At 58.2% G+C, this 22958-nt stretch carries 23 protein-coding genes and 1 tRNA gene; 13 read left to right on the forward strand and 11 right to left on the reverse strand.

Annotated features, from left to right (window positions below; translation table 11 throughout):
- Positions 1–10 precede the first annotated feature (10 nt).
- From ACR0JG_RS20085 to ACR0JG_RS20110, 6 genes are all read left to right on the forward strand, one after another.
- Entirely contained in the window at positions 11–1195 is a 1185-nt protein-coding gene (locus tag ACR0JG_RS20085; RefSeq protein WP_480572343.1) for a cytochrome-c peroxidase, read from the forward strand.
- A 5-nt stretch (positions 1196–1200) separates the two neighbouring features.
- The gene (locus tag ACR0JG_RS20090) at positions 1201–1770 is read left to right on the forward strand and encodes an arsenate reductase (azurin) small subunit (protein ID WP_480572346.1); all 570 of its coding nucleotides are present in this window, start codon (positions 1201–1203) and stop codon (positions 1768–1770) included.
- Between the two features lie 13 nt (positions 1771–1783).
- Positions 1784–4465: an arsenate reductase (azurin) large subunit gene (locus ACR0JG_RS20095; RefSeq protein WP_480572349.1), complete on the forward strand. Its 2682-nt coding sequence runs from the start codon at positions 1784–1786 to the stop codon at positions 4463–4465.
- Between the two features lie 144 nt (positions 4466–4609).
- Entirely contained in the window at positions 4610–6802 is a 2193-nt protein-coding gene (locus tag ACR0JG_RS20100; protein ID WP_480572352.1) for a HEAT repeat domain-containing protein, read from the forward strand.
- Between the two features lie 26 nt (positions 6803–6828).
- Positions 6829–7314: a plastocyanin/azurin family copper-binding protein gene (locus tag ACR0JG_RS20105; protein ID WP_223117415.1), complete on the forward strand. Its 486-nt coding sequence runs from the start codon at positions 6829–6831 to the stop codon at positions 7312–7314.
- Entirely contained in the window at positions 7307–8551 is a 1245-nt protein-coding gene (locus tag ACR0JG_RS20110) for a molybdopterin molybdotransferase MoeA (protein ID WP_480572355.1), read from the forward strand. Before ACR0JG_RS20105 ends, ACR0JG_RS20110 begins: the two co-directional genes overlap by 8 nt.
- Before the next feature lie 153 nt (positions 8552–8704).
- Here the strand turns inward: ACR0JG_RS20110 and ACR0JG_RS20115 are convergent, their stop codons facing one another.
- The 8 genes from ACR0JG_RS20115 to ACR0JG_RS20150 form a co-directional block, all read right to left on the reverse strand.
- Complete coding sequence (locus ACR0JG_RS20115) at positions 8705–9223, reverse strand: GNAT family N-acetyltransferase (protein WP_170425708.1); 519 nt, start codon at positions 9221–9223, stop codon at positions 8705–8707.
- Positions 9220–9774, reverse strand: coding sequence for a helix-turn-helix transcriptional regulator (locus ACR0JG_RS20120; protein ID WP_170648435.1), 555 nt, complete (start codon positions 9772–9774; stop codon positions 9220–9222). Before ACR0JG_RS20120 ends, ACR0JG_RS20115 begins: the two co-directional genes overlap by 4 nt.
- 116 nt (positions 9775–9890) lie before the next feature.
- Complete coding sequence (locus ACR0JG_RS20125; RefSeq protein ID WP_170566792.1) at positions 9891–10907, reverse strand: Fe(3+) ABC transporter substrate-binding protein; 1017 nt, start codon at positions 10905–10907, stop codon at positions 9891–9893.
- Between the two features lie 141 nt (positions 10908–11048).
- The gene (locus tag ACR0JG_RS20130; RefSeq protein WP_170398500.1) at positions 11049–11612 is read right to left on the reverse strand and encodes a hypothetical protein; all 564 of its coding nucleotides are present in this window, start codon (positions 11610–11612) and stop codon (positions 11049–11051) included.
- A gap of 20 nt (positions 11613–11632) precedes the next feature.
- Complete coding sequence (locus ACR0JG_RS20135) at positions 11633–12154, reverse strand: hypothetical protein (RefSeq protein WP_170398502.1); 522 nt, start codon at positions 12152–12154, stop codon at positions 11633–11635.
- On the reverse strand, positions 12144–12530 hold the full coding sequence (locus ACR0JG_RS20140) for a hypothetical protein (RefSeq protein ID WP_170398504.1): 387 nt from the start codon (positions 12528–12530) through the stop codon (positions 12144–12146). Before ACR0JG_RS20140 ends, ACR0JG_RS20135 begins: the two co-directional genes overlap by 11 nt.
- A gap of 185 nt (positions 12531–12715) precedes the next feature.
- A complete protein-coding gene (gene ykgO / locus ACR0JG_RS20145) occupies positions 12716–12841 on the reverse strand; it encodes a type B 50S ribosomal protein L36 (RefSeq protein WP_005648635.1) in 126 nt (41 codons plus the stop codon).
- Positions 12842–12933: 92 nt separating this feature from the next.
- Positions 12934–13008: transfer RNA gene (locus tag ACR0JG_RS20150), tRNA-Val, on the reverse strand.
- Positions 13009–13157: 149 nt separating this feature from the next.
- On the opposite strand from ACR0JG_RS20150, the gene ACR0JG_RS20155 reads away from it, so the two are divergent.
- Positions 13158–14030 carry an N-formylglutamate amidohydrolase gene (locus tag ACR0JG_RS20155; RefSeq protein ID WP_480572358.1) on the forward strand — a complete coding sequence of 291 codons (873 nt, stop codon included), beginning with the start codon at positions 13158–13160 and terminating at the stop codon, positions 14028–14030.
- 2 nt (positions 14031–14032) lie between these two features.
- Here the strand turns inward: ACR0JG_RS20155 and ACR0JG_RS20160 are convergent, their stop codons facing one another.
- Positions 14033–15286 (reverse strand): DNA polymerase IV, encoded by a 1254-nt coding sequence (locus tag ACR0JG_RS20160; protein WP_480572362.1) that lies wholly within the window; start codon positions 15284–15286, stop codon positions 14033–14035.
- Between the two features lie 91 nt (positions 15287–15377).
- Here ACR0JG_RS20160 and ACR0JG_RS20165 point away from each other — a divergent pair, with 91 nt between their 5' ends.
- Positions 15378–15776, forward strand: a complete 399-nt coding sequence (locus ACR0JG_RS20165) for an NUDIX hydrolase (RefSeq protein WP_480572365.1) — start codon at positions 15378–15380, stop codon at positions 15774–15776.
- Positions 15777–16033: 257 nt separating this feature from the next.
- Here the strand turns inward: ACR0JG_RS20165 and pyrF are convergent, their stop codons facing one another.
- Complete coding sequence (gene pyrF / locus ACR0JG_RS20170; protein WP_170514647.1) at positions 16034–16738, reverse strand: orotidine-5'-phosphate decarboxylase; 705 nt, start codon at positions 16736–16738, stop codon at positions 16034–16036.
- A 141-nt stretch (positions 16739–16879) separates the two neighbouring features.
- Between pyrF and ACR0JG_RS20175 the strand changes: the two genes are divergently transcribed.
- Both ACR0JG_RS20175 and clpB read left to right on the forward strand, forming a co-directional pair.
- A complete protein-coding gene (locus tag ACR0JG_RS20175; RefSeq protein ID WP_170398514.1) occupies positions 16880–17200 on the forward strand; it encodes a hypothetical protein in 321 nt (106 codons plus the stop codon).
- Between the two features lie 127 nt (positions 17201–17327).
- Positions 17328–19946 (forward strand): ATP-dependent chaperone ClpB, encoded by a 2619-nt coding sequence (gene clpB / locus ACR0JG_RS20180; protein WP_170733878.1) that lies wholly within the window; start codon positions 17328–17330, stop codon positions 19944–19946.
- A 72-nt stretch (positions 19947–20018) separates the two neighbouring features.
- On the opposite strand, the gene ACR0JG_RS20185 is transcribed toward clpB, so the two are convergent.
- Positions 20019–20396 (reverse strand): VOC family protein, encoded by a 378-nt coding sequence (locus ACR0JG_RS20185; RefSeq protein WP_170408243.1) that lies wholly within the window; start codon positions 20394–20396, stop codon positions 20019–20021.
- Between the two features lie 40 nt (positions 20397–20436).
- On the opposite strand from ACR0JG_RS20185, the gene ACR0JG_RS20190 reads away from it, so the two are divergent.
- From ACR0JG_RS20190 to msrQ, 3 genes are all read left to right on the forward strand, one after another.
- On the forward strand, positions 20437–20976 hold the full coding sequence (locus ACR0JG_RS20190; RefSeq protein ID WP_170408244.1) for a winged helix-turn-helix transcriptional regulator: 540 nt from the start codon (positions 20437–20439) through the stop codon (positions 20974–20976).
- A gap of 131 nt (positions 20977–21107) precedes the next feature.
- Positions 21108–22007 carry a protein-methionine-sulfoxide reductase catalytic subunit MsrP gene (gene msrP / locus ACR0JG_RS20195; protein WP_170408245.1) on the forward strand — a complete coding sequence of 300 codons (900 nt, stop codon included), beginning with the start codon at positions 21108–21110 and terminating at the stop codon, positions 22005–22007.
- A gap of 4 nt (positions 22008–22011) precedes the next feature.
- Positions 22012–22626 carry a protein-methionine-sulfoxide reductase heme-binding subunit MsrQ gene (gene msrQ / locus ACR0JG_RS20200; RefSeq protein WP_170425736.1) on the forward strand — a complete coding sequence of 205 codons (615 nt, stop codon included), beginning with the start codon at positions 22012–22014 and terminating at the stop codon, positions 22624–22626.
- Positions 22627–22958: the final 332 nt, after the last annotated feature.

Genomic DNA, 22958 nt, shown 5'->3' on the forward strand with positions numbered 1-22958 from the left:
GAGTGGATCCATGAAAGACCTAAAGTCTTACCTTTCAGGCATAATCGCCACCGCTGCCCTGTTTGCCGTCCTAGGTGCACAGGCGATTGCGGAAACCAGCATGGAGATTGAGGCCGGCATCGGTGGCGCAGACCCCGATGTAGACTCGCCGCTGGTAGCGCTGGGCGAGCCGCCGATCCCGCTGGACAACCCGCAAACCGACGCCAAGATCGAACTGGGCAAGATGCTGTTCTTTGATGCCCGTCTTGGCGGGAATCCGTCGACGCCCTGTTCGGCCTGCCACATGCCAGATGTCGGCTGGGACGTCGAGGCACCGATCTCGTTCGGCTATCCGGGCACGACCCACTGGCGCAACAGCCAGACCATCGTGAACTCGGCCTATTACGGCAAGCTGTTCTGGGCAGGTTCCTCGAAAAGCCTTGAGAACCAGGCCAAATCCGCCGCAGGCGGTGCGGTCGCCGGCAACGGTGAAGCCGACATGATGGAGGCGCGTCTGGCCTTAGTTCCCGAATACGTGGAACGCTTCAACGATGTCTTCGGCGATCAGTGGCCGCGTATCAGCAACGCATGGCGCGCCATCGCCGCGTTTGAACGGACCATAGTTCAGACCGACACGCCCTTCGACAATTATCTCCGTGGGGATGACGCGGCGCTGACCGACGAGCAGAAACGCGGGCTGGAATTGTTCACCGGTAAGGCACAATGTTCCGAATGCCACAACGGTGCGCTGCTGTCGGATGAGAAATACTACAACACCGGTGTGCCCGCCTATGACGGTTGGCAGGACGATGGTCTGGCGCAAGTGACCTTCCGGTATGAGCTTTATGCCAAAGGCTCGACCGAAGAGATGTACCGCCACACCAAGGACGACCCCGGCTTCTATTTCCGTACCAAGGAAAAGGCCGACAAGGGTAAGTTCCGCACGCCAAGCCTGCGCTACACCCTCTATACCGAACCCTACATGCATAACGGCATGTTGGAGACGCTTGAGGATGTGGTCGAGTTCTACAACCAGGGCGGCGGCGAGAATGAGTTCTCGGCCAATAAATCTCCGCTGATCCAACCCCTTGGCCTGAATCATCAGGAAAAAGCGGATCTGGTGACCTTCCTGAAATCCCTGTCCGGTGACGAGATTCTGGTCGAAGAACCTGATCTGCCGGATTACAAGCCGCTTCCCGCGGCAGCAGAGGAGTAAGCGTCATGAAAGATCATAACGCAACCGGATGCAGCTGTTCGGGCGAGGCCAAAAAGGCCTGCACCGTGAACCGCCGCCAGTTCCTGTTCGCCTCGGGTGCCACCACCTTTGCCGTGATGGTGACCATGCCCACCCGCCATGGCCAGGCGGAACAGGTGCCCGCTTTGGTATCGACCTATCCGCGCAAGCTGATCGGCAAACTTTCCGAGTTGGAACAGGATGTCCCGGTCGAGTTCTACTACCCGGACGAGGGCGACTATTCGGACTCGATCCTTGTGAAAACCGGCGTGGAAAGCGGCGGCGGCATTGGTCCGCAAAAGGATGTTGTGGCCTTCAACCTCACCTGCACCCATCAGGGCGGGTCGATGTATGACAGCTACAAGCCTGAACATAAGGTGCTGGGCCCGTGCCCGTTGCACCTGTCCACCTATGACACGACACGGCACGGCATCCTCGTTTCGGGGCAGGCCTACCAATCGTTGCCGCAGGTCCTTTTGGAACTGGATGGTGACGATATCTACGCCGTTGGCATGTTCGGCCTGATCTACGGCCGTTACGACAACCTCATTGCATAAGGGAAGCGGAATCATGGCAACCCCGTATTACGTACCCGAAACCAACGTCCCGCTGCCGCCCAAAGGAGCCGAGGTCATCTCGACCGCCTGCGACTACTGCATCGTGGCTTGTGGTTACAAAGTCTACCGCTGGCCCGTGACGGCCAAACCCGGTGGCCCCACCGCAGACGAGAATGCGTTTGGTGAAGATTTCCCCGTTGCGCCGCTGGGTGCATGGGTCGCGCCGAACCAGCACAATATCGTTCTGCACAAAGGTCAGCCGCACCACGTGGTGATCATCCCTGACAAGGACACGCAATACGTCAACACCGACGGCGACAGCTCTTTGCGGGGCGGGTGTATCGCGCAGAAATGCTACAACCCGCAGACGCCCACTCGTGACCGTCTGAAGACGCCGCTGATGCGAATCTATGGCACGCTGATGCCGGTTCCGTGGGATCTTGCGCTGGATGTGGCGGCTGAGGTGGGCAACCACGTCATCGCCAAACACGGCACCAATGCCTATGGTGTGAAGACTTTCAGCTATCAATATATCGAGAACACCTATGCGATCTCGAAATACGCGCTGCGCCATATCAACACCGCAAATTTCACCTTCCACGACACGCCGTCCGACGTGACCTCGACCCCCGGTTTCCGGGATGCGGGTTTCGACAATTTCGGCCCGTCGTATGAGGACTGGCGCGATGCGGAAACGCTGCTCGTCTGCGGTACCGACCCCTATGAGACCAAGACCATCCTCTATACTCAGTGGATGATGAAGGGGATGCAGAACGGTCAGAAAGAGATCTATTTGATCCCGCGCCGGTCTGCCGGTGTGGCCCATGCTGAAAAGATGGGTGGCCTGCATATCGACGTTCTGCCCGGCACCGACCTGCTGGTCGTCAACGCCATTGCCCGGGTCATCGTGGAAAATGGCTGGGAAGACAGCGACTGGATCAAGAAATGGGTCAACAACAAATGGGAAAGCTCGTCCGGCTTCGGTCAGGGTACGCGCAACACGCCATGGCAGTGGCGCACGACCTGGGGCAAGTTCCAGACCAAAGGCTTTGAGGATTGGAAAGAATGGCTGCTGTCGCAGGACGAATTCGCGCCTGAAACCGCTGCAGCCATGGCCGAGATCGACGTGCAGAAAATCTATACTGCCGCCGAATGGCTTGCCAAGCCCAAGGCGGATGGCACCCGGCCCAAGACCTCGGTCATGATCGAGAAAGGGTTCTACTGGTCGAACAACACCGGCAACACGCAGGCGATCTCGGCTCTGGGCATCATCTGCGGCTGTGGTGGTCGTCCGGGTCAGGTGATTGGCCGGGCCGGTGGTCACCAGCGGGGCGGCGTGAAGGGCGGGAAATACCCGCGCAACAAATCGCCCGAGAAACTGCCGGGTCGCCGTCGCCGCGCCATGGATACCGACCGGTATCTGATCGCAGGTCATACCCGTATGGCCCATGTGATCGGCACCACATGGATTCAGGCGATGTGTGGTTCACAACAGTTAGCTGACAAGTTCGAGGAACTGACCGTCCGCAACCCGCATCAGATCGCCAGCTTCGACAAACAAGAAATGATCGACACGCTGAAGGCCCGCGCCGACAGCGGCGGTATGGTGGTCATCGACCAGGACATCTATCTGCAGGATCCGATCGGCAACCGCTATGCCGACATCGTGTTCCCCGCAGCGACCTGGGGCGAAGAGGACTTTCTGCGCGCCAACGGCGAACGCCGCCTGCGCCTGTATCAGAAGTTCTATGATGCGCCCGGTGCGGCCAAGCCCGACTGGTGGATCATTGCGCAACTGGCACAGCGGATGGGCTTTGACGGGTTCGACTGGCAGAACTCGAACGAGGTTGCCGAAGAGGCCGTGCGCTTTACGCGCGGGTCGCGCAAGGACTTCCACGCGGTCTACCGTCTGGCAAAGAAAGAGGGCAAAGGTCTGCACCAGAAGGTCCGTGAGTTCGGCACCGATGGCGTGCAATGCCCGGTCATGCTGGATGCCGACGGTGTCACGCTGATTGAAACCAAGCGTCTGCATGACACAACCCGCACGCTGCCTGATACCGGTGCGGCTGGTGCGGATGTGTTCAACAAGAAGCTGACGCACTTCAACAGCCAGACCGGCAAGTGCAACATCCAGAAATCGCCGTGGGGCCTGTTCTCGGATTACTGGGAATGGCTGAAACCCAACAAGGACGAAGGCGAGTTGTGGGCCACATCCGGTCGGATCAACGAACGCTGGCAGTCCGGTTTCGACGACCGCCGCCGCCCCTATATCGTGCAGCGCTGGCCGGAAAACTGGGTCGAGATTCACCCCGACGATGCGGCCGAGCGTGGCATCGAAAGCGGTGATTACGTGATGGTTTACTCGGAACGTGTTCCGGGCAACAAGCACACTTTGCTGGGTGTGGAAGGCGACGACTTCCAGTTCTCGAAACTGATGGAGAACGGGCATATCGAACTGACCAAAGCGGCGATCACCGCCGTGGCAATGGTTACGCCCGCCATAAAGAAAAGCGTCGTTTACATGGACTTCCTGCACATGCAGCAGCCCGCCAACGCGCTTGAGGGCCGGATCGTCGACTGGATCAGCGGCAACTACAACTACAAGATGGGCGTTGCCAAGGTCCGCAAGCTGGGGCCGAGCCCCTACAAGACCTCGTTCCGCACGATGTCCTTCGCGCCGCGCGATATCGCCTGACGCTTTTCCGGGGGGCGGACGCCATGCCGCCCCTCGTGTCCGGTCCCACTGCAGAAGGGACCACCTGGAAGGCAGGCTTCGGTTGGGAAACCTGTCTTCCACATTCACCCAACCCGTCCCAACGCAAAACATGGCAGACCTGATATGAACATGCATTCCGACACCGCCCTGCGTGACGAGGCCACCAGCCTGTTCTCCGACTATGCAAAATCTGATTATGACGTGATCCGCCTGCGCGCCATTCAGGCCCTGGCCGCCATTGGGGCCAGTAACAGCCCGGCCTTGATCGAGGCGCTGTTGGATGATGACGAAGACGTCCGGCAAGACGCAGCCCAAGCGCTGGGCGCGCTGGGCGTGCAGGAGGCCGCGCCGCAACTGCTGGAAAACTTGATCCATGATCCCTGCGGTGAGGTGAAACTGGCCTGCGTCACCGCTCTGGCCGAGTTGAAATCCGAAGACGCGGCGCCTTACCTGCGCACGCTTGTCACTGGTCGCGGCGAGGATATCACGTGGGACGAGGACGAGCTGCATCAGGATGAATGGGACGACTGGCTGGATACTCAGATCGCGGCGATCAAAGCGTTAGGTCGCATGGGCGATGCGGCTGCGATTGAACCCATTGTCATGGCCCTGATGGACGAAGACGGGCAAGAACTGGGGGATGTGGCCTGCGAAGCGCTGGGCCAGATCGGTACGCCGTCCGTGCCGACCTTGGGTGTGTTCGCTCAATCCTCGAACCGCCGTCTGCGTCACCGCGCTCTGCGCACGCTGGCCACCATCGGAGGACCCGAGGCCGAAGCCATCTTGCGCAAAGCCACCACCGACAAGGACGGGGCCGTGCGTCTGATCGCATATGAGGCGCTGATGCCGAACGACCCGGCGCTGGTCGAACAGGCCCTGACAGATGCGGTCGAGGATATCCGCATCGCAGCGCTGAACCAGTCCGGCCTTTCCGAACCCGAACTGCTGGACCGCATGATGCGCGACCCCGGCGCCAAGGTGCAACTGGCGCTGATCGACCGGCTGGACCGCAGCCAGCCTATCGTTGATCAAGACGACCTGCGCTGGCAGGTGCTGGATTTCCTCGCAACCGGACAACAGCCCGAGGTCTCGGCGCAGGCGCTGGGCCTGCTGGCGGCGTTGGCCCCGCAACTGGTGGCAGATCGGCTGAACGCGCTGTTCTCGGTCGAGGCGGACGACCTCAAGGCCGAGCGTATCCAATGGGCCATCGTCGACGCGCTGGCGACCTCGCCCCTGCGCGAGGCGGCAGAATGGCTGCAACGCGCCTGCCGCGCGCCCTTCCGGTCGGTGCGGCTGAAGGCCGTGGCCTCGCTGGCGATGATTGTTACTGACACCGACCGCCCGCATGTGAACCAGCAGCAGGGCCGCGAATTGCTGCTGTCCTTCGCGCTCGCCCCGATGAGCGTGGTCGAAGACGCGCACGAGGAAGAGGCCCCGCAAACCGACATCGCCGCGCTGGAAGAGGCAGGGCTGGATGTATCCGACGGTGGTGAAAACGGCCCTACCTCCAGCCTCGGCGCGATCCTTGGCCATGACGCTATCGCGGAAGAGATGAAGAAAGAGGCCGAGGATGATGACCTGCACCCCCTGACGCCACGCGAGCAGGCATTGTTGGTCAAGGCCACCCGCCATCCCAAACGCCGCCGCGTGGCGTTGGATGACAATGCCGAAGCCTTGGAGCGTGAGACCCGCATTTCGGCCATCCGCCTGCTGGGCGACGTCACAGGTATGCAGATCATGCTGGCGCAGATCGCGCAGGACCCCGAGACCGAGATCGCTGCGCAGGCGCTGGCGGCACTGGGCTTGTCGGTCGCGCGCAACGGGTCCGAACTGAACCAGTCGCATTTGATCGAGCTGATCACACAGGGGCTTTCGCATACCGATGCCAATCTGTCCCTGCAGGCGCTGAACCTGCTGCAACAGGCTGACCTGCCACCGCAGGATGCGCTGCGGGGCAAATTGCGGGCAATGCTGAAAACCGGAGATACTGCCTTTCGTATCGACGCCATGCAGATTCTGACCCGCTGGGACGGGACGGCCGATGTGGCGCGCAGCTTGCTGGACGATGTCTCGGCCCCGGTACGGCAGGCGGCGATGCGGCTTTTGTCTGAAACGGCCCCGGATCAGGCAGGTGCGGCCATCGTACCCTTCCTTCTGGCCAATCCTGAGCAACGGATCGTGACCTATGTCAATGACAGCACCCCTGCCTTGGTGTCCATTGGGCGCGAATTGTTGGCCGGATTGCGCGACGAGAATCGCCGCGCCCAGTGGCCGGTGTTGATCAGCGCTTTGGCCGACCTGTTGGGAGACCCCTAGCGGGCGGTCTGAAACCGGAGGGATAGATGGCGATTTCGCTGAAACTAGGCGCGGCGATTCTAACGGGGGCAATGGCTTTTGGTAGTGTCGCACTGGCCGAGGAGATCCCCGAGGTTGCCGTAGTTCATCAGGTCATCGACCTGAACGCCGACACTCCGGCGCATGCATTTCGGTTCGAACCCAAATTCCTGCAGGTTCCCGCTGGGGCGACTGTGCGTTTCAAAGGCTCGACCGGGCGGCACACGGTCACTGCCATTCCTCGAATGATACCCGTGGGCGCGCGCGTCTTCGAGATTCGGGGCAAACCCGAACTGGATCTGACTTTCGAGAAAGAGGGAGTCTACGGCATCCGTTGCCGCGTTCATGGGCGTCACGGAATGGTCATGCTGCTGGTAGTTGGTGATCCAAGCTCGAATCTCGAAGAAGCCAAGGCCTATCTACCTAAACTTGGAGAGGCCGAGCGGGTCGGTTTCGAAGAGCTCTTTGCGTATGTGGAGGCCCAAAATGGCTGATGGATGTGCCTGCGACCACCATGCTCATATGTACCTGACCGTAGATGACGCCCTAAGGCGCGGTTTGTCCGTGGCCAACCCCATCACGGATACCGAAACACTACCGCTGGTGCAGGCTATTGGCCGGATACTGGCTGAGAATTGCGACAGCAAGGTAGACATGCCCGCCTTCGATAACTCGGCTATGGACGGCTATGCCGTTCGCAGCGCCGATCTGGGCGAGGGGCCTGTGTTCGAACTGCTAGTTGGCGGTCGCATAGCCGCCGGCGATAGCGGCGCACACGATGCGCCGGATGGCAGTGCCTTGCGTATATTCACAGGAGCGCCGGTGCCGTCTGAGTTCGATGCGGTATTAATGCAGGAAGACTGTGAGTTTCAGTCCGATCGCATCCGGTTCAACCGCCGTCCAAAATCCGGTCAGCATATCCGTCGCGCGGGCGAGGATTTGAAAGCTGGTGCCCCGATCCTGCGGCGCGGGTGTGAAATTTCCGCGCGTGAGGCCGCCGCGTTGGCCTCGGCTGGTTATGGCGAGGTGAAGGTTTTTCGCAAGCTCAAGGTCACGATCTTCTCGACCGGTAGCGAGCTGCGCCAGCCGGGTGAAGCGCTTGGCCCCGGACAGATCTACAACTCGAACCGGTACATGCTTTTGGCTTTGCTGGATAAACCCTGGATCGAACTAGCCGACCGAGGCCCGGTCGAAGATGATCCGGTGCTGCTGAAGCAGGTCTTGAGGGATGCCTGTAATAGCTCGGACCTGATCATCACCACGGGCGGTGTTTCGGTCGGGGACGAAGACCACATGCCGCGCCTGTTCAGTGAAATCGGTGGCGAAACCGAGGTGATGAAAGTGGCGATGAAACCTGGCAAGCCGATCATGTTCGGTTGTCGGGGTGATGCGCTTTATGTGGGCCTGCCGGGAAATCCGGTTTCGGCCTTTGTGACGTGGCAGATCATTGGTGCGCGGATGATGGAACGCCGTGCCGGTCTGCATCGGAACGAACGCACCCCCGAGCAGGCGGTTTTGGCAGAACCTATTCAACGCCGCGCGGGGCGGCGTGAGTACCGCCCGGTAAGCATCGACGGATGTACACCGAATGGCGCACCGCGATTGCGCCTGATGGCCGAGTCTTACAGCGGGCGCGTTGCCCTTCTTGCACAGGCCGATGGTCTGGCGATTATTCCGGCAGAAACTGAGAAGCTGCCAGCCGGAGAAGCTCTGGATTTCCTTCGATTCTAGATGGATCCCGATGCGCTTGAGGTATCAAATTCTTTAGTCAACGAGCGCCCTTTGCTGTCGATAACACGCGGCTGTAGGCCTTTGGTGCCGACCTATGTCGGGACCTTTGGGGATCGCCGAATGCTCTGTCGCGAATGTGCGCGCGACGGGCAGCTAGGTGACGTCCTTGAACATGTAAGTGGTCGGCTCCAGCCGATCCTCAAACGGGTTTCGGCAATAGTTCGGGATCTCTCCGGCAATCTGAAAACCCATCGACTGATACAGCAAGCGTGAAGGATCGCTGCTACGGGTGTCCAGCACCAGCATCGTGCGTTTCAATTCCCGAGCACGCTCATGCAGTGCCTCCATCAGCGACCGACCCAAACCGCGACGGCGAGCCTGCGGATGAACCAGCAGCTTTGCCACATCCGCGCGATGTGGCTGGTTTGGCATTGCGGCGGGGATCAGTTGCACCGTGCCCAGAATGCGTCCGTCACCATATGCGACAAACAGATCGAGTGTCTCCGCGCGGAGTTCGGGCTGCACCCTGTCCCGCCAATAGGCGCGGGCATCGTCTCGCGAAAAAGGAAGGATGAACCCGATACTGGCACCGGTATGGACACAGCGGTGCAGGATATCGGTCAGATCCTCAAGCGCTTCGTCGAAATATTCCTGTGGCAATCGCGTAATCATATCAGCACCAACAGATAGCGCGCACCGCGTTTGGGTCCGGTTTCGAACTCCGTTGGCCCCGACAGGTGATAGCGAAGGCAGTCGCCGCCGCTGAGCGCATGGGCAATCCCGTCCACTGTCAACGTTAGCCCTCCATCAAGTAGGATCAGGTGGTGCTCCTGTCCCGGCTTGGGCGGAGTATCGTAGGTGATGACAGTACCTGGGGGCAAATGACCTTCCATTACTTCCCCACTGAGGCCAGTCGCCGGTGGTGAAACCGAACGGCGGGTAAACCCGCTTTCGGGGTCATGCCATTCAGGCTGCTTCTCGAAAGGTACTTTGGGATCGAAACTGTCTTCGACCATCATCAGCAGGCGTGACATGGGCAGGCCGTATGCTGCGCATAAACGGCCAAGCGTTTCAGCGGTAGGGCTGACATCACCGTTTTCCATTCGCGACAGAGTCGCCCGGCTGATCCCACTTTGGTCTGCCAGCTGCTCAAGCGACCAGCCATGACCCTGGCGCAGCTCGTTCAGACGCTTAGCGAGGCGGTTTGATAGTGTATCGAGCATGGCTCACATATGGGAATCAGTTGCGAATATGGGATTATTGCCTTGCTTTACTTCAAACACAATAGAAAAAGGGCGCAGAAATCTGCGCCCTTTTGCTGCTCGGGTATCGGACTGGATTACTTCCAGCCAACTTCGTTAAAGATCTTCTGTGCCTCGGGGATGTTTTTGGCGACTTCTGATAGGTTCACCTTATCCGCTTTGAATTCCCCCAAAGCGGCCACGTTCTCAGCCAGCGCAACGCCTTCGACAGCGGGGAATTCATCGTTTCCGTTCGAGAAGTAGACCTGTGCCTGATCGCTTGCGAGATACTCTAGGAACTTAATCGCGTTCTCTTTGTTCGGCGCGTTAGCTGCGACGCCCGCACCCGAAAGGTTCATATGCGCGCCTTCGGCGTCCTGTGCCGGGAACTGCACGCCGATCATCTCGATATCCGCGCTCAGGTCTTTGACGTCTTTGCGTATGGCGCGGGCGAAATAGTATGAGTTCGAAACTGCAATCTCGCACTCACCCGATACGATGCCGCGCAGTTGGTCGGTGTCACCGCCCTGAGGTTTGCGTGCCATATTGGCAACGATACCTTCGGCCCATTTCCTGGCTTCTTCCACACCGTGATTGGTGATGATCGATGCCAAAAGCGTCTGATTATAGGTATTGCTGGACGAGCGAATGCAAACCAGCCCCTGATACTCAGGCTTTGCCAGATCCAGATAAGTTGCAGGCGGGTTAGCGACATCAGCTTTGTCAAAAAAGATGATCCGCGCGCGCTGCGAAAAGCCGTACCACTGATTGTCTTCGTCCTGTAGGTTCGAAGGGATACGCTCCTCCAATACCGTACTTTCGACTGGTTGCAGGATGCCTGCGTTTTTGGCGCGCGCCAGACGCGAAGTGTCGACCGTCAGCAAGATATCAGCGGGCGAGTTTGCGCCTTCGGCTTCCATCCGCGCGATCAGTTCGTCGGCCTTGCCTTCGATGCGGTTGATGGTGATGCCGGTGGCCTCTTCGAAGTCGGAATACAGGCGTTCGTCGGTGTCGTAGTGGCGCGAGGAATACAGGTTCAGCTCGCCCTCGGCTGCGGCAGAGGTGGCGATCAGGGCCGTCAGGGTGGCGGCAAAGCAGGTAGAGGATTTCAGCATCATTTGTCCCAACATTGAAAATCGTGACGGGAATTAACCCGACTGATTTGGTCAATTAAACGATTCTCGGTGGGATGCAAGGAAATCCGACAAAATTAGTTGGTCAAAACGTCGCTGAACTTACCTTGCCGGACGGCCCCTTCAGGATTGACGCCGCCTACTTTGTTTTCTTTCGGGTTGCGGTGGGACGGGGGACGGTGCCGGCTCGGGGTCCGGATCGTCGCTGAGCACCGGTTCTTTGGTCAGCATCGCCTGAGTTACCGCTTCCATGTATTTCTGCAGCATGACCGGCGGATCGGCTGGGGCCAGTTTGATTGACAGCCTGCTTGCGCCTTCCTGATTATAGGCATAGCGCGAGGAATAACTTGCGTTGACCTGCGCCGCCACGGGTCCCCAGCCACCTTTGACCGATGCGCTGCCTGATTTCTCGGTCTGTTTGGTCATCGAGATCGCCATCTTTACCTCGATCTCGGCCTCTTGCACCGCATAGAACGCGGGCAGGAAACCCATTGACACGAGGCTGAATTCCTTTGGGGGACCATCGGGGTTGGATAGGTCGGGAAGCTGGATCTTCTGATCCGCCATGTATTTGGCGATATCAGTCGAATGTCTATCCAATTCAGTTTGCGACTCTGCCACGGAAATCGCCAGTTTCTGAACCATTTCCGCGAAAGGGACGTTTAGCAGTTCCTGCCCGATACTCATTTCCAATCTCCTTTGTGAATTCAGTCTCTATCAATAATCTTCGTTGCGGACCGTCTTTTGACCGAGAACGAGACCTTCGCTGCGTTCTGGCTGACCGCCTGTTTCTTCGCGTTTGTAGCGAACTGGGCTTTGTCGCCATCCCGACCAAGCCCAACAAAGGCTTCGACCTGGACATTGTCGATGGTGAAATCGTCGCTGCCGTCGGATCCTGCAAGGATCTGTTCGCCCAGGGCCTGCGAAAAAACCTGCGCATCCACGATCTGCGTATCTTTGTCTTCAACCTCCATTCCGCTCTGGCCTCCGGCCATTGGGTTCACCACCGGAGAACCCGAGCCCATCAGCATGCCACCGCCTCCTTCTTCCAAATCGTCGATCTGGTCTTGCAGGTCCTGGATCGTCTCCAGCAACACGACCTCGCGCGCCTCCAGCGCGGTCAGGCGGTTTTCCAATGACTGAAGCAGTGTGGTGAAGGCCTCGGGCAGTTCGGTGATGCGCACATCTATAGGCTGTTTTTTGGGGGTCTTGTCCTTTTTAGTCGCCATCGACCCCTCCACCAGAACCACCTTCATCCACCGGTCCCGGCGCGAACCGCATCCGCATGGTCGACGCGCTGCTTGCATCGAGCGTATCTGTCTGCGTCAGTTTTGGCCCACACAGAAACGCGCCAATGATCCCGCGTTTGCCTTCTTCTGTGGTACTGGTCATCTCCATGACGACCTTCAATTCTACATCGACATCCTGCATGTGGTAAAAGACTGGCGGAATGCCCATCTCGCGCAGTTCCTGAGGATAGTTCTTCAGCGCGTTCAACTGATCCAGGCTAAGCTGTTCGGCGGCCTGGGCCACGCTTCGGCCTATATCGGCCACCATCTCGGTCAGGGTTGTTCCTAATAGCGTATCCAGATCATCGTTGGCCAACCCGACCTCCCGTCATAAAAACAGGGAAAGCGTAGCACGAGACCGTCTCATAACAATACTAAATCTCAGAACCGGACTTTCGGAGCGATTTCCGGCACTTCCGCCGACACGAAAGGGCGCTAGAAGCAGGGCATAAAAAAACCGCGCTCGAAAGCGCGGTTTTTCTAATTAGGTTCGTGCAGCCCTTAGCCCTGGCGAGCTTTGAACTTGCGCTGCGTCTTGTTGATCACGTAGACGCGGCCTTTGCGACGCACAACCCGGCAATCACGGTGCCGGTTCTTGAGCGAGCGGAGCGAGTTCTTGACCTTCATGGGTCTGTCTCCAATCTGCGGCGCCTTCATCAAAGACGTGGCCAGCGCCTGGGTTAATCGGGTGCCCCGGAAAGACCAGAGCAATGAATTCATGGTGGGCGGTACAAGGATCGAACTTGTGACCCCTTCGATGTCAACGAAGTGCTCTACCGCTGAGCTAACCGCCCATGAAACCGTTGCGTGACCTGCCCCATAACGAAATGGGGCGCGGAACCCCGCGCCGGTAGCGGGGTCTATAAAAGGAGTCGTTGGGGGGATCAAGGGGTTTGGCAGAACTATTTTACGGTCTATGTTGAGTGCGAACAACGGAGAGCCCATGCCCGACGCCGCCACCAATGCAGCCTATATTCTGGATATGCCCGCAACGCGTATGTCCTGCGTGGTATTTGCCTCGCCCCATAGCGGTCGGACCTATCCCGAGTCGTTATTGAAGCGGTCTGTTTTGAACCGCAATATGATTCGGTCCTCTGAGGATGCGTATGTCGATCAGCTTTTTTCTTCAGTCGCTGAATTCGGTGCACCGCTGCTTGCCGCGGCCATGCCGCGCGCCTATCTGGACCTGAATCGCAATTCGGATGAATTGGACCCCGCTTTGATACAGGGTGCGCGTCGTCACGGACATAATCCGCGGGTTACCTCGGGCCTCGGGGTGATTCCCCGCGTGGTCGCCAACGGCAGGGCGATCTACAGCGGCAAGCTAACGATGGATGAGGCGCGCCTGCGGATCGATACCTATTGGCGTCCATACCATACGCGTCTGAAATCTCTGCTGGCGGAATCGCATCAGATGTTTGGGCAGGCCATTCTGATTGATTGCCACTCGATGCCGCACGAGGCGGTGGCGCTGGCCGGCGGCTCGCGCCGGGCCCGACCGGAAATCGTTTTGGGCGATCGGTTCGGTGCGGCCGCTTCCGGTGTGATCGTTGATCAGATCGAGGCCGCTTTTGCCGACGCGGGTCTGAATGTGGCGCGCAACACGCCTTTTGCAGGGGCCTACGTCACCCAGACCTATGGTCGACCTGCCCGCCATCAGCATGCGGTTCAAATCGAGATCGATCGGTCACTTTATATGAACGAGGAAACGATCCAGCCGAACGGCAACTTTGAGGCGTTGCGTGATGTGTTGCGGCAGGTCACCGCGCAGATCACCAGTATCGGGTCCGATCCAATGTCACTTGCCGCCGAATAGACCTAGCGCAGCGCACGACCTTTTACGATTGCATCACTGCCGAAACGGCGCCGGATTTCGTCCGTCGCACGTTCGGCCTGTGATCGGCGTTCTGCACCGGGATCCAGAAGGTCGCCCGAGATATCGGCCTGATCCTCTGAGCACAGGTCAGACAGGCCGCATCCTAAAAGTCGATAGGGACCCTGATCGTCAACCTGATCAAATAGCCCACGAGCGGTGCGATAAATCCGGTCCGCTATCTGAGTCGCATCGCGTAGTGATATCCGCCGGGTGATGATCTTGTGGTTGGCCTGTTTCAGCTTCAGCGTCACCACTCGCCCAGCCAATCCCTTGGCTTTGGCCCGGTCGGCTACCTTTTCAGACATACGCCACAGATGCCCGTCCAGAATTTCAAGACTGGCGGTATCCTCGAAAAAAGTGGTCTCATTGCTGATCGACTTCATCGGCTCATGGGCCGATACGCGCCGTTTGTCCTGCCCTCGCGCCAGATGCCACAGACGGTAGCCCATAGATCCGAACCGCGCGGTCAGCGCCTCCTGATCCCAGCGCAGAAGATCAGCAAATGTGCGAATCCCTGCGCGATCCAGTGATTCCTGCGCCGCCGGACCAATTCCCCAGATTAATCGCACCGGCCGGTCATGCAGGAAATCAGCCGTCTCGGCCTGGCCGATCACTGAAAAACCCCGAGGCTTGTCGAGATCCGAGGCCACCTTGGCCAGAAACTTGTTATGGCTCAAGCCGATCGATCCCGTCAGGCCCAGCTCATCCTTCATCCGCTTGACCAGACGCGCAAGCATGACCGCTGGCGGTGCACCATGCAGCCGCTCGGTGCCGGATAGGTCCATGAACGCCTCATCCAGCGACAGCGGTTCAACATCAGGTGTCAACTCGTCCATCATGGTGCGTATCTCGCGCGAGACGCTGGCATAGAGCGAAATACGCGGTTTGATCACCACCGCTTCGGGGCATAGTTGAAGCGCCTTGAACATTGGCATGGCTGAACGTACCCCGCGAACGCGGGCCACGTAACATGCAGTTGATACCACCCCGCGCTTGCCGCCGCCAATGATCACAGGCTTGTCGGCAAGTTCGGGATTGTCGCGCTTTTCGACCGAAGCATAAAAAGCATCGCAATCCATATGCGCGATCGTCAGGTCAAACAGCTCTGGGTGCGATTTGACCCTCGGGCTGCTGCAAGTTGGGCAGCGCGGCCCTTGCTTAGTTTCCTTCAGGCAGTCGCGACAGATGGCGGGCATGATGTAGTTTCTTTCCGGCCAGCGGCGGATTGGTCAAGACATTCGATAGGTTAAAAGGTATCGCGAATGGATTAGGATAAAAAGAGGACCGATGGACTTCGCCGGGGCAAAAATAGCGTTGTTTCTGGGGCACAAGCTGCTGGTCATTCTAAGAGATGATCGATCAGATATTCCGTTTCCAGGGCATCTCGATTTTCCAGGCGGCGGGAAAGAGCCAGGCGAAACACCGATCGAATGCGCGTTGCGTGAAACAGATGAAGAGGTTGGACTGCGCCTGTGCGCAACCGATCTTGTCTGGTCACGGCAATATGGTCAAAGCTGGTTCTACGTCGCCCTGCGCCCGCCGGAAGATGTTGGTCTGATCCGTTTTGGGGACGAAGGGCAGGGGTGGAGGCTGAATTGTCCGCGGGATTATCTGTCGAATCCGTTGGCCATTCCAAATTTTGCAGATCGCCTTCGGGATTATTTGTCGGAAACGGCGCAGCTTTGAACGGGACTTCGAAAGAAAACCCCCCGCGCCTGCGGGGGGAGGTAACGAGCCGCAGGAAGAGATGGCCCGTTGGGGAGTGTCTTGTGTGTAGAATCGCCGAAAATGGCGTTTTTCGATAGCCACAAGCCGAACGCCATAAAACTCATGTTTTTCATGTGTGTTTTCGGGCACAGGGACGATTTGGCGCGGCGGCGCGAAAAATTGACCTAACGTCAATTGCTTGAGCACCGTTCCTTCCGCAATTTTTGGCTTTTCGCCTAATGGTGAGTCAATGAATTTAACTCGCTCAAAACTGCTTGTGCGGCGGCTTTGGGGTCATCCGCTTGATAAATCGGGCGGCCCACGACGATATGATCGGCCCCATCGCCGATTGCACTGGCCGGGGTTGCGACCCGCTTTTGGTCGCCCAAAGCTGCACCAGCAGGGCGTACCCCAGGGGTTACAATCAAACGACCTTCGGATTGGGGCAGGGCGCGGATTAGCGCGGCTTCCTGAGGACTGGCGATGACGCCATCAGCTCCGGCCTCGAAAGCCTTGGCCGCGCGTTCTACAACGAGGTCCTGTACGTCACCCGCTTTCAGAAGGCTTGCATCCAGATCGTCCCTGTTCAGTGATGTCAGGACTGTTACCGCCAGAATTTTCATGTCCTTGCCTGCAGCGCCCTCCTTTGCGGCGCGTACGACATGCGGATCACCATGCACCGTCAAGAAGTCCAGATCGAACTGAGCCAACCCACGCACTGCATTTTCTACAGTGTTGCCGATATCGAACAGCTTCATGTCCAAGAAAATGCGCTTTCCGTGATCCTGTTTCAACTCGTTGGCCAATGCCAGACCGCCGCCAGTCAACATACCCAGCCCGATCTTATAGAACGAAACCGAGTCGCCCAGCCGCTCGGCCATGGCTAGACCCTGCAGGGCGTTTGGGACGTCGAGGGCTACGATAAGGCGGTCATCGGACATGGGGCGCTCCTTTTTGGCAAACGTTTGCGTCCTAACGGGTTCAGGGCGATCTGTCCATGTGTGAAGCCCGAGGTGACGCAGTTCACTCACTATTTTGCGCAATGTGCTAAAGTGCCGACGTTCAGAACAGGGATAGAAACGATGAAAAAGGTAATTGTACTTGGCGCGGCACTGATGTTGGCCGCATGCGAAGACGCGCCTCAAAGCGATCCGCCCGAAACCGGTGTCGCGCCGGCTCCAACCAATGACAATCTTCTGTTAGTGCGTGGGTACCGATCGGAAGACGACTGGTGTCAATTGACCGGGGAAACAGCCTATACAGGCAACTTCCTCGATCATACAGCAGATCTGGTTTCATGCCCCACAGGCAGCAGTGCCGAGCAGTCTTTGGTCGAAATGTATAACGCTGAATTGATGGGAGAAACTGGCGGTTATTCCGTCTACTCGATTCCGCGCGGATGACGCCGATTTATATGCTCTAGCCCCTTGAATGGGAAAAGACATTTCCCAAATTGAATGTGAGGCCCAGACCGACGCGTGCCGCCAAGCGGGCGCATCAATACGGGGCGCTTAAGAAAAGGAGAATGCTATGGACTTGAACAAGTTCACCGAGCGGGCACGGGGTTTCGTGCAAGCTGCGCAGACTATTGCGCTGCGCGAGGGGCACCAAAGGCTGGAGCCCACACATATCTTGAAAGCATTGATGGACGACGATCAGGGGCTGGCCAGCAACCTGATCACACGCGCTGGCGGCGCACCGAACCGCGTGGTTGAGGCGTTGGACGCGGCCATGGGCAAAATCCCGAAGGTCAGCGGCGACGCGAGCCAGATCTATATGGACGGCCAGACCGCCAAGGTTTTGGACGAGGCAGAGAAGCTTGCCACCAAGGCGGGCGACAGCTTTGTGCCGGTTGAACGCGTTCTGATGGCGCTGTGTATGGTGAAATCCAAAGCCAAAGAGGCTTTGGAGGCCGGTGCTGTATCGGCCCAGAAACTGAACGAAGCGATCAACGATATCCGCAAGGGCCGCACTGCTGACACCGCATCGGCGGAAGAAGGCTACGACGCGCTTAAAAAATATGCGCGCGACCTGACCGAGGCTGCAGCCGAAGGCAAGATCGACCCGATCATCGGGCGGGATGAGGAAATCCGCCGTTCGATGCAGGTTCTGTCGCGCCGCACCAAGAACAATCCGGTACTGATTGGTGAACCCGGCGTCGGTAAGACCGCGATTGCCGAGGGCATGGCCCTGCGCATCGTCAATGGTGATGTGCCGGAATCATTGAAGGACAAGAAGCTTCTCGCGCTCGACATGGGTGCGCTGATCGCCGGTGCTAAATATCGCGGTGAGTTCGAAGAACGACTGAAGGCTGTTCTGACCGAAGTGACCGAAGCCGCCGGTGAGATCATACTGTTCATCGACGAGATGCACACGCTGGTAGGTGCAGGTAAATCCGACGGTGCGATGGATGCCGCCAACCTGATCAAGCCTGCGCTTGCCCGGGGTGAGTTGCATTGTATCGGCGCGACGACGCTGGATGAGTACCGCAAATACGTCGAGAAAGACGCAGCCCTCGCCCGCCGGTTCCAGCCGGTGATGGTCACTGAGCCGACAGTTGAGGACACGATCAGCATCCTGCGCGGTATCAAGGAAAAGTACGAGCTGCACCACGGTGTGCGCATCTCGGACTCGGCGCTCGTGTCGGCGGCGACCCTGTCGCATCGCTACATCACCGACCGCTTCCTGCCTGACAAAGCCATCGACCTTGTCGATGAAGCGGCTTCGCGTTTGCGGATGGAGGTGGATTCCAAGCCCGAGGAACTTGATCAACTGGATCGTCAGATCCTGCAGATGCAGATCGAGGAAGAGGCGCTGAAGCTTGAGGATGATGCGGCATCAAAAGATCGTCTAGAAACCTTGCAAAAGGACCTTGCCGATCTGCAGGAGAAATCCGCCGAGATGACCGCCCAGTGGCAGGCCGAACGTGACAAGCTTGCCGGAGCGCGCGATCTGAAAGAACAGCTCGACAAGGCGCGCGCTGATCTGGAGATCGCCAAGCGCGAAGGCAACCTCGCTAAAGCGGGTGAGCTGTCCTATGGCGTCATCCCCGAGCTTGAGAAAAAGCTGACCGAGGCCGAAAACGCCGAAAGCAACGCCATGATGGCCGAGGAAACGGTGCGCCCAGAACAGATTGCGTCGGTGGTCGAACGCTGGACCGGTATCCCGACCTCGAAAATGCTGGAAGGCGAGCGCGAGAAACTGCTGCGGATGGAAGACGATCTGCATTCCCGCGTGATCGGTCAGGATGCGGCGGTCACTGCTGTTGCCAACGCCGTGCGCCGTGCGCGTGCCGGTCTGAATGACGAGAACCGCCCATTGGGCTCGTTCCTGTTCCTCGGCCCGACCGGCGTGGGCAAGACCGAGCTGACCAAGGCCGTGGCGAACTTCCTGTTCGACGACGACAACGCGATGGTGCGCATCGACATGTCCGAGTTCATGGAGAAACACGCGGTCGCCCGTCTGATCGGTGCCCCTCCGGGCTATGTCGGCTATGACGAAGGTGGTGTGCTGACCGAAGCCGTGCGGCGCAGACCCTATCAGGTCGTGCTGTTTGACGAGGTCGAAAAGGCACACCCGGATGTGTTCAACGTGCTGCTGCAGGTCCTGGACGATGGCGTCCTGACCGATGGTCAGGGTCGTACCGTCGACTTCAAGCAGACGCTGATCATCCTGACGTCGAACCTTGGCTCTCAGGCGCTCAGCCAGTTGCCTGAAGGAGCGGACAGCGCGCAGGCGCGGCGCGACGTGATGGATGCGGTCCGGGCGCATTTCCGGCCCGAGTTCCTGAACCGTCTGGATGAGACCATCATCTTTGACCGGCTCAAGCGGGCCGATATGGATGGCATCGTCGATATCCAGATGGCACGTCTGCAGAAACGTCTGGCTGCCCGCAAGATCGAGCTGGCACTGGACGATGGCGCGAAGGAATGGCTGGCCAATGAAGGCTATGATCCGGTCTTCGGTGCCCGCCCATTGAAACGCGTGATCCAACGCGCCCTGCAGAACCCGTTGGCCGAAGCACTGCTGGCCGGTGAGATAAAGGATGGTGAGACCGTTCCGGTGACCGCCGGAACCGATGGTTTGATCATCGGCGACCGGCTGGGAACGTCCGAGCGTCCGCGCCCGGATGATGCAGTCGTGCATTAAGTCTCAGGTAATGAAGAGACCCGCCATCCAGGCGGGTCTTTTTTTGGTGGCTTGTATTGCGACTAAGAGCGTTCAGACCTGCCCGGTCAGATCCTGCGCCAGCATCATTGCATTGCCGTCCGGGTCGTAAAATGTGGCGGTGCTGACCATCCCCTCGATCGTCTCGGTTTCGCCGTCAAACCGAACGCCGGACCCTTCCAGAGCACCGCGTGCGCTTGCGATATCAGCAACACCAAAGACCGGAACGGTGTTTCCGGGCGCGGGTTCTGCCTGCTCGCCCAAACCAAGGGTCACGCCTTCGGTTTTGGTGAGCATCTCGCTCCAACCCGCCTCATCAATATGATGGATCAACTCAAACCCGAGCTTGTCATTATACCAGCGCGCACTGGCGTGGCGATCTTTGACCGAAATGGCAAGAGTGATGGTGTTTTCTAAGGAAACGAGGGGCATGGAACTTTCCTTTTGTCCTAAAATAAAGTAACTATATTTTATGGACATAAAACTACTTGTCAAGCTTACCTCCCGGGCCTGGTCACTGAACATTCTTGCGCAGCTGCACCAAGGGGTTCCGGGCAGGCAGGCCCCGTTGCTCGCCGCGACGGGGGCAAGCCGGACGGCGTTTGCGGCAAGTCTGGAGCATCTGGCTAGCCTTGGCTTGCTTGAACGGAACCCGGGCCACGGGCACCCTTTGCGACCTGAATTCCGTTTGACCAAAGCCGGGGTTCAGGCGGCGGCTGTAGCGGCAGAAATCATGGCCTTGGTGCCGGATGATACTGAATTGAAGCTACTGCGCCGCAGCTGGACGGTTCCTATTCTGGCGCTGACCCGCCAACCGCGGCGCTTTTCAAGGCTCAGGTCGGATCTTCAGGTGATCACTGATCGCGCATTGTCATCCTCGCTCAAGCAATTAGAGGAGCAGGACTGGGTTCGGCGCGATATCGAAACTTCGGCCCGGCTGCCCTTTCCGACCTATCAGGCGGTCAATCTTGGGTGCGAAATAAACCGTGTTGTCGGCTTGAACATCGGGTGACCGTTATCCTCGCGCCCAAGCGTACCTAATTTTCGTTACAATCTGTTCGCTCAATCGTGACGCCTGTTTCCTTGGCTCTGTGCTATCAGACCTTACCTCAGTTTCGAGGTTAATGGATAACGGAGAACCAAATGGCGCATCGCTGGACCAACAAACTGACGCATGCGGACGTCACCCCAAGGGCGGCGTTTCTGAACCGGCGACAGGTCATGGCCGGTTTGGCGGGTGTCGGGCTGGCGGGTCTGGCGCGGCCAGCGGCGGCCGAGGCGCTTGAACCGAATACATGGGAAGAGATTACTTCCTACAACAATTATTATGAGTTCGGGACTCGCAAGGATGATCCGGCGAAATATGCACACACACTGGTAACCGAGCCCTGGAGTGTAACCATCGACGGTCTGGTCGACCGCCCTGGTGAATATGATTTCAAAGACATCATGTCTGAAATGACTGTTGAGGAGCGAATCTATCGATTCCGCTGTGTTGAGGCCTGGTCGATGGTGATACCTTGGAACGGGTTTGAACTGGCAGATCTACTCGGCATGGCTGGTGTTCAGGACGGCGCGAAATACGTGGCGTTTGAGACCGCCTATCGTCCCGATGAGATGCCGGGTGTCGCGTATCCGGTACTAGACTGGCCATATCGCGAAGGGCTGCGTTTGGATGAGGCGATGCATCCGCTGACCATTATGGCTACTGGGATCTACGGCAGGGACATCCCGAACCAGAACGGCGCGCCTTTGCGATTGGTGGTACCGTGGAAATACGGCTTCAAATCGATCAAATCGATCGTGCGGATTACCCTGACGGATACCCAGCCTCCGACAAGTTGGAACATGGCAGGTCCTAGGGAATATGGGTTCTACAGCAATGTGAACCCCAATGTGGATCACCCCCGCTGGTCGCAGGCTTCGGAACGTCAAATCGGCGGAGGTCTGTTTGCCAAGCGAATCCCGACGCTGATGTTCAACGGATATGAAGATGAGGTCGCCAGCCTTTACGAAGGCATGGATCTGGCGAAGAACTACTGAGATGATGCGGCGGCTCAACGACCTCTTGCGACGGCTTCCCAATTGGGCTGTTTATCTGCTGGGCGCGCTGCCTGCGCCCTGGTTGTTTTATCAGGGCATGACCGGTGGTCTCGGGGTCGAGCCGATCGAGGCGCTCGAGCACGAGTTTGGCGAACTGGCGCTGCAGCTTCTGATTTTGGGTCTCGCGATTTCGCCCTTGCGTCGCTTCGCTGGCCTAAATCTGATGAAGTTCCGCCGCGCGATAGGTGTACTGACATTTTCCTATGTCGCATTGCACCTGTTGATCTGGCTGGTTCTGGATGTTCAGATTCCCAGCCAAATCTGGGCGGACATTATCAAGCGGCCCTATATCACGGTGGGCATGGCTGCCTTTGTACTGTTACTGCCGCTTGCAATCACGTCCAACAACTGGGCGGTTCGCCGTTTGGGGCCTCGTTGGCGCAAATTGCATCGTCTGGTCTACCCGGCAGCAATTCTGGGCGCGCTTCATTATGTGATGCTGGCGAAGGGGTTTCAGATCGAGCCATTGGTCTACCTGGCTATTATTCTGGGCCTTCTGGTCATGCGCCTGCCGGTCACATCATTCCTGATCCGGTTTAGGCAAGCCGATTCAGCCTGACTCGCAGGCGAGTCTGTGGGTAACAGTGTGAATAACATATCCATGGCGCTGATTTGCGATGGTCTGTGTCCGCGACTTCCGGGTTGAATGGCTGGATGCTCTTCGTAACCATTTGTTTTAGCAATATAAAATTATGCTTTTGCGTTTTTTTGCGGTTTTTTGATTTTTCCACTTGCGGCTTTTGGGCGATATACTTAGAACGCCCTTCACCGGCGCTGCTGAGGTGCTGGGACGCGGTGGAAGCTGCGGAGACGCTCGGGAGAGACTGGGGGCATCTGAGGTTTTTGATTGGGCGGTGGCGCTGAGAGATTGGCGTTATGGTCTGGTTTTTG

Source organism: Ruegeria sp. AD5, from assembly GCF_056542345.1.

What these genes read in the sequence shown, in the direction of transcription:
- ACR0JG_RS20115 (WP_170425708.1), bottom strand. Translation starts at nt 9,223, where the DNA reads ATGATTACGCGATTGCCACAGGAATATTTCGACGAAGCGCTTGAGGAT.
- ACR0JG_RS20125 (WP_170566792.1), bottom strand. Translation starts at nt 10,907, where the DNA reads ATGCTGAAATCCTCTACCTGCTTTGCCGCCACCCTGACGGCCCTGATC.
- ACR0JG_RS20165 (WP_480572365.1), top strand. Translation starts at nt 15,378, where the DNA reads ATGGACTTCGCCGGGGCAAAAATAGCGTTGTTTCTGGGGCACAAGCTG.
- ykgO (WP_005648635.1), bottom strand. Translation starts at nt 12,841, where the DNA reads ATGAAGGTCAAGAACTCGCTCCGCTCGCTCAAGAACCGGCACCGTGAT.
- ACR0JG_RS20105 (WP_223117415.1), top strand. Translation starts at nt 6,829, where the DNA reads ATGGCGATTTCGCTGAAACTAGGCGCGGCGATTCTAACGGGGGCAATG.
- ACR0JG_RS20190 (WP_170408244.1), top strand. Translation starts at nt 20,437, where the DNA reads ATGGACATAAAACTACTTGTCAAGCTTACCTCCCGGGCCTGGTCACTG.
- msrQ (WP_170425736.1), top strand. Translation starts at nt 22,012, where the DNA reads ATGCGGCGGCTCAACGACCTCTTGCGACGGCTTCCCAATTGGGCTGTT.
- ACR0JG_RS20175 (WP_170398514.1), top strand. Translation starts at nt 16,880, where the DNA reads ATGAAAAAGGTAATTGTACTTGGCGCGGCACTGATGTTGGCCGCATGC.
- ACR0JG_RS20095 (WP_480572349.1), top strand. Translation starts at nt 1,784, where the DNA reads ATGGCAACCCCGTATTACGTACCCGAAACCAACGTCCCGCTGCCGCCC.
- ACR0JG_RS20090 (WP_480572346.1), top strand. Translation starts at nt 1,201, where the DNA reads ATGAAAGATCATAACGCAACCGGATGCAGCTGTTCGGGCGAGGCCAAA.
- ACR0JG_RS20130 (WP_170398500.1), bottom strand. Translation starts at nt 11,612, where the DNA reads ATGAGTATCGGGCAGGAACTGCTAAACGTCCCTTTCGCGGAAATGGTT.
- ACR0JG_RS20120 (WP_170648435.1), bottom strand. Translation starts at nt 9,774, where the DNA reads ATGCTCGATACACTATCAAACCGCCTCGCTAAGCGTCTGAACGAGCTG.
- clpB (WP_170733878.1), top strand. Translation starts at nt 17,328, where the DNA reads ATGGACTTGAACAAGTTCACCGAGCGGGCACGGGGTTTCGTGCAAGCT.
- ACR0JG_RS20100 (WP_480572352.1), top strand. Translation starts at nt 4,610, where the DNA reads ATGAACATGCATTCCGACACCGCCCTGCGTGACGAGGCCACCAGCCTG.
- ACR0JG_RS20185 (WP_170408243.1), bottom strand. Translation starts at nt 20,396, where the DNA reads ATGCCCCTCGTTTCCTTAGAAAACACCATCACTCTTGCCATTTCGGTC.
- pyrF (WP_170514647.1), bottom strand. Translation starts at nt 16,738, where the DNA reads ATGTCCGATGACCGCCTTATCGTAGCCCTCGACGTCCCAAACGCCCTG.
- ACR0JG_RS20155 (WP_480572358.1), top strand. Translation starts at nt 13,158, where the DNA reads ATGCCCGACGCCGCCACCAATGCAGCCTATATTCTGGATATGCCCGCA.
- msrP (WP_170408245.1), top strand. Translation starts at nt 21,108, where the DNA reads ATGGCGCATCGCTGGACCAACAAACTGACGCATGCGGACGTCACCCCA.
- ACR0JG_RS20135 (WP_170398502.1), bottom strand. Translation starts at nt 12,154, where the DNA reads ATGGCGACTAAAAAGGACAAGACCCCCAAAAAACAGCCTATAGATGTG.
- ACR0JG_RS20085 (WP_480572343.1), top strand. Translation starts at nt 11, where the DNA reads ATGAAAGACCTAAAGTCTTACCTTTCAGGCATAATCGCCACCGCTGCC.
- ACR0JG_RS20110 (WP_480572355.1), top strand. Translation starts at nt 7,307, where the DNA reads ATGGCTGATGGATGTGCCTGCGACCACCATGCTCATATGTACCTGACC.
- ACR0JG_RS20160 (WP_480572362.1), bottom strand. Translation starts at nt 15,286, where the DNA reads ATGCCCGCCATCTGTCGCGACTGCCTGAAGGAAACTAAGCAAGGGCCG.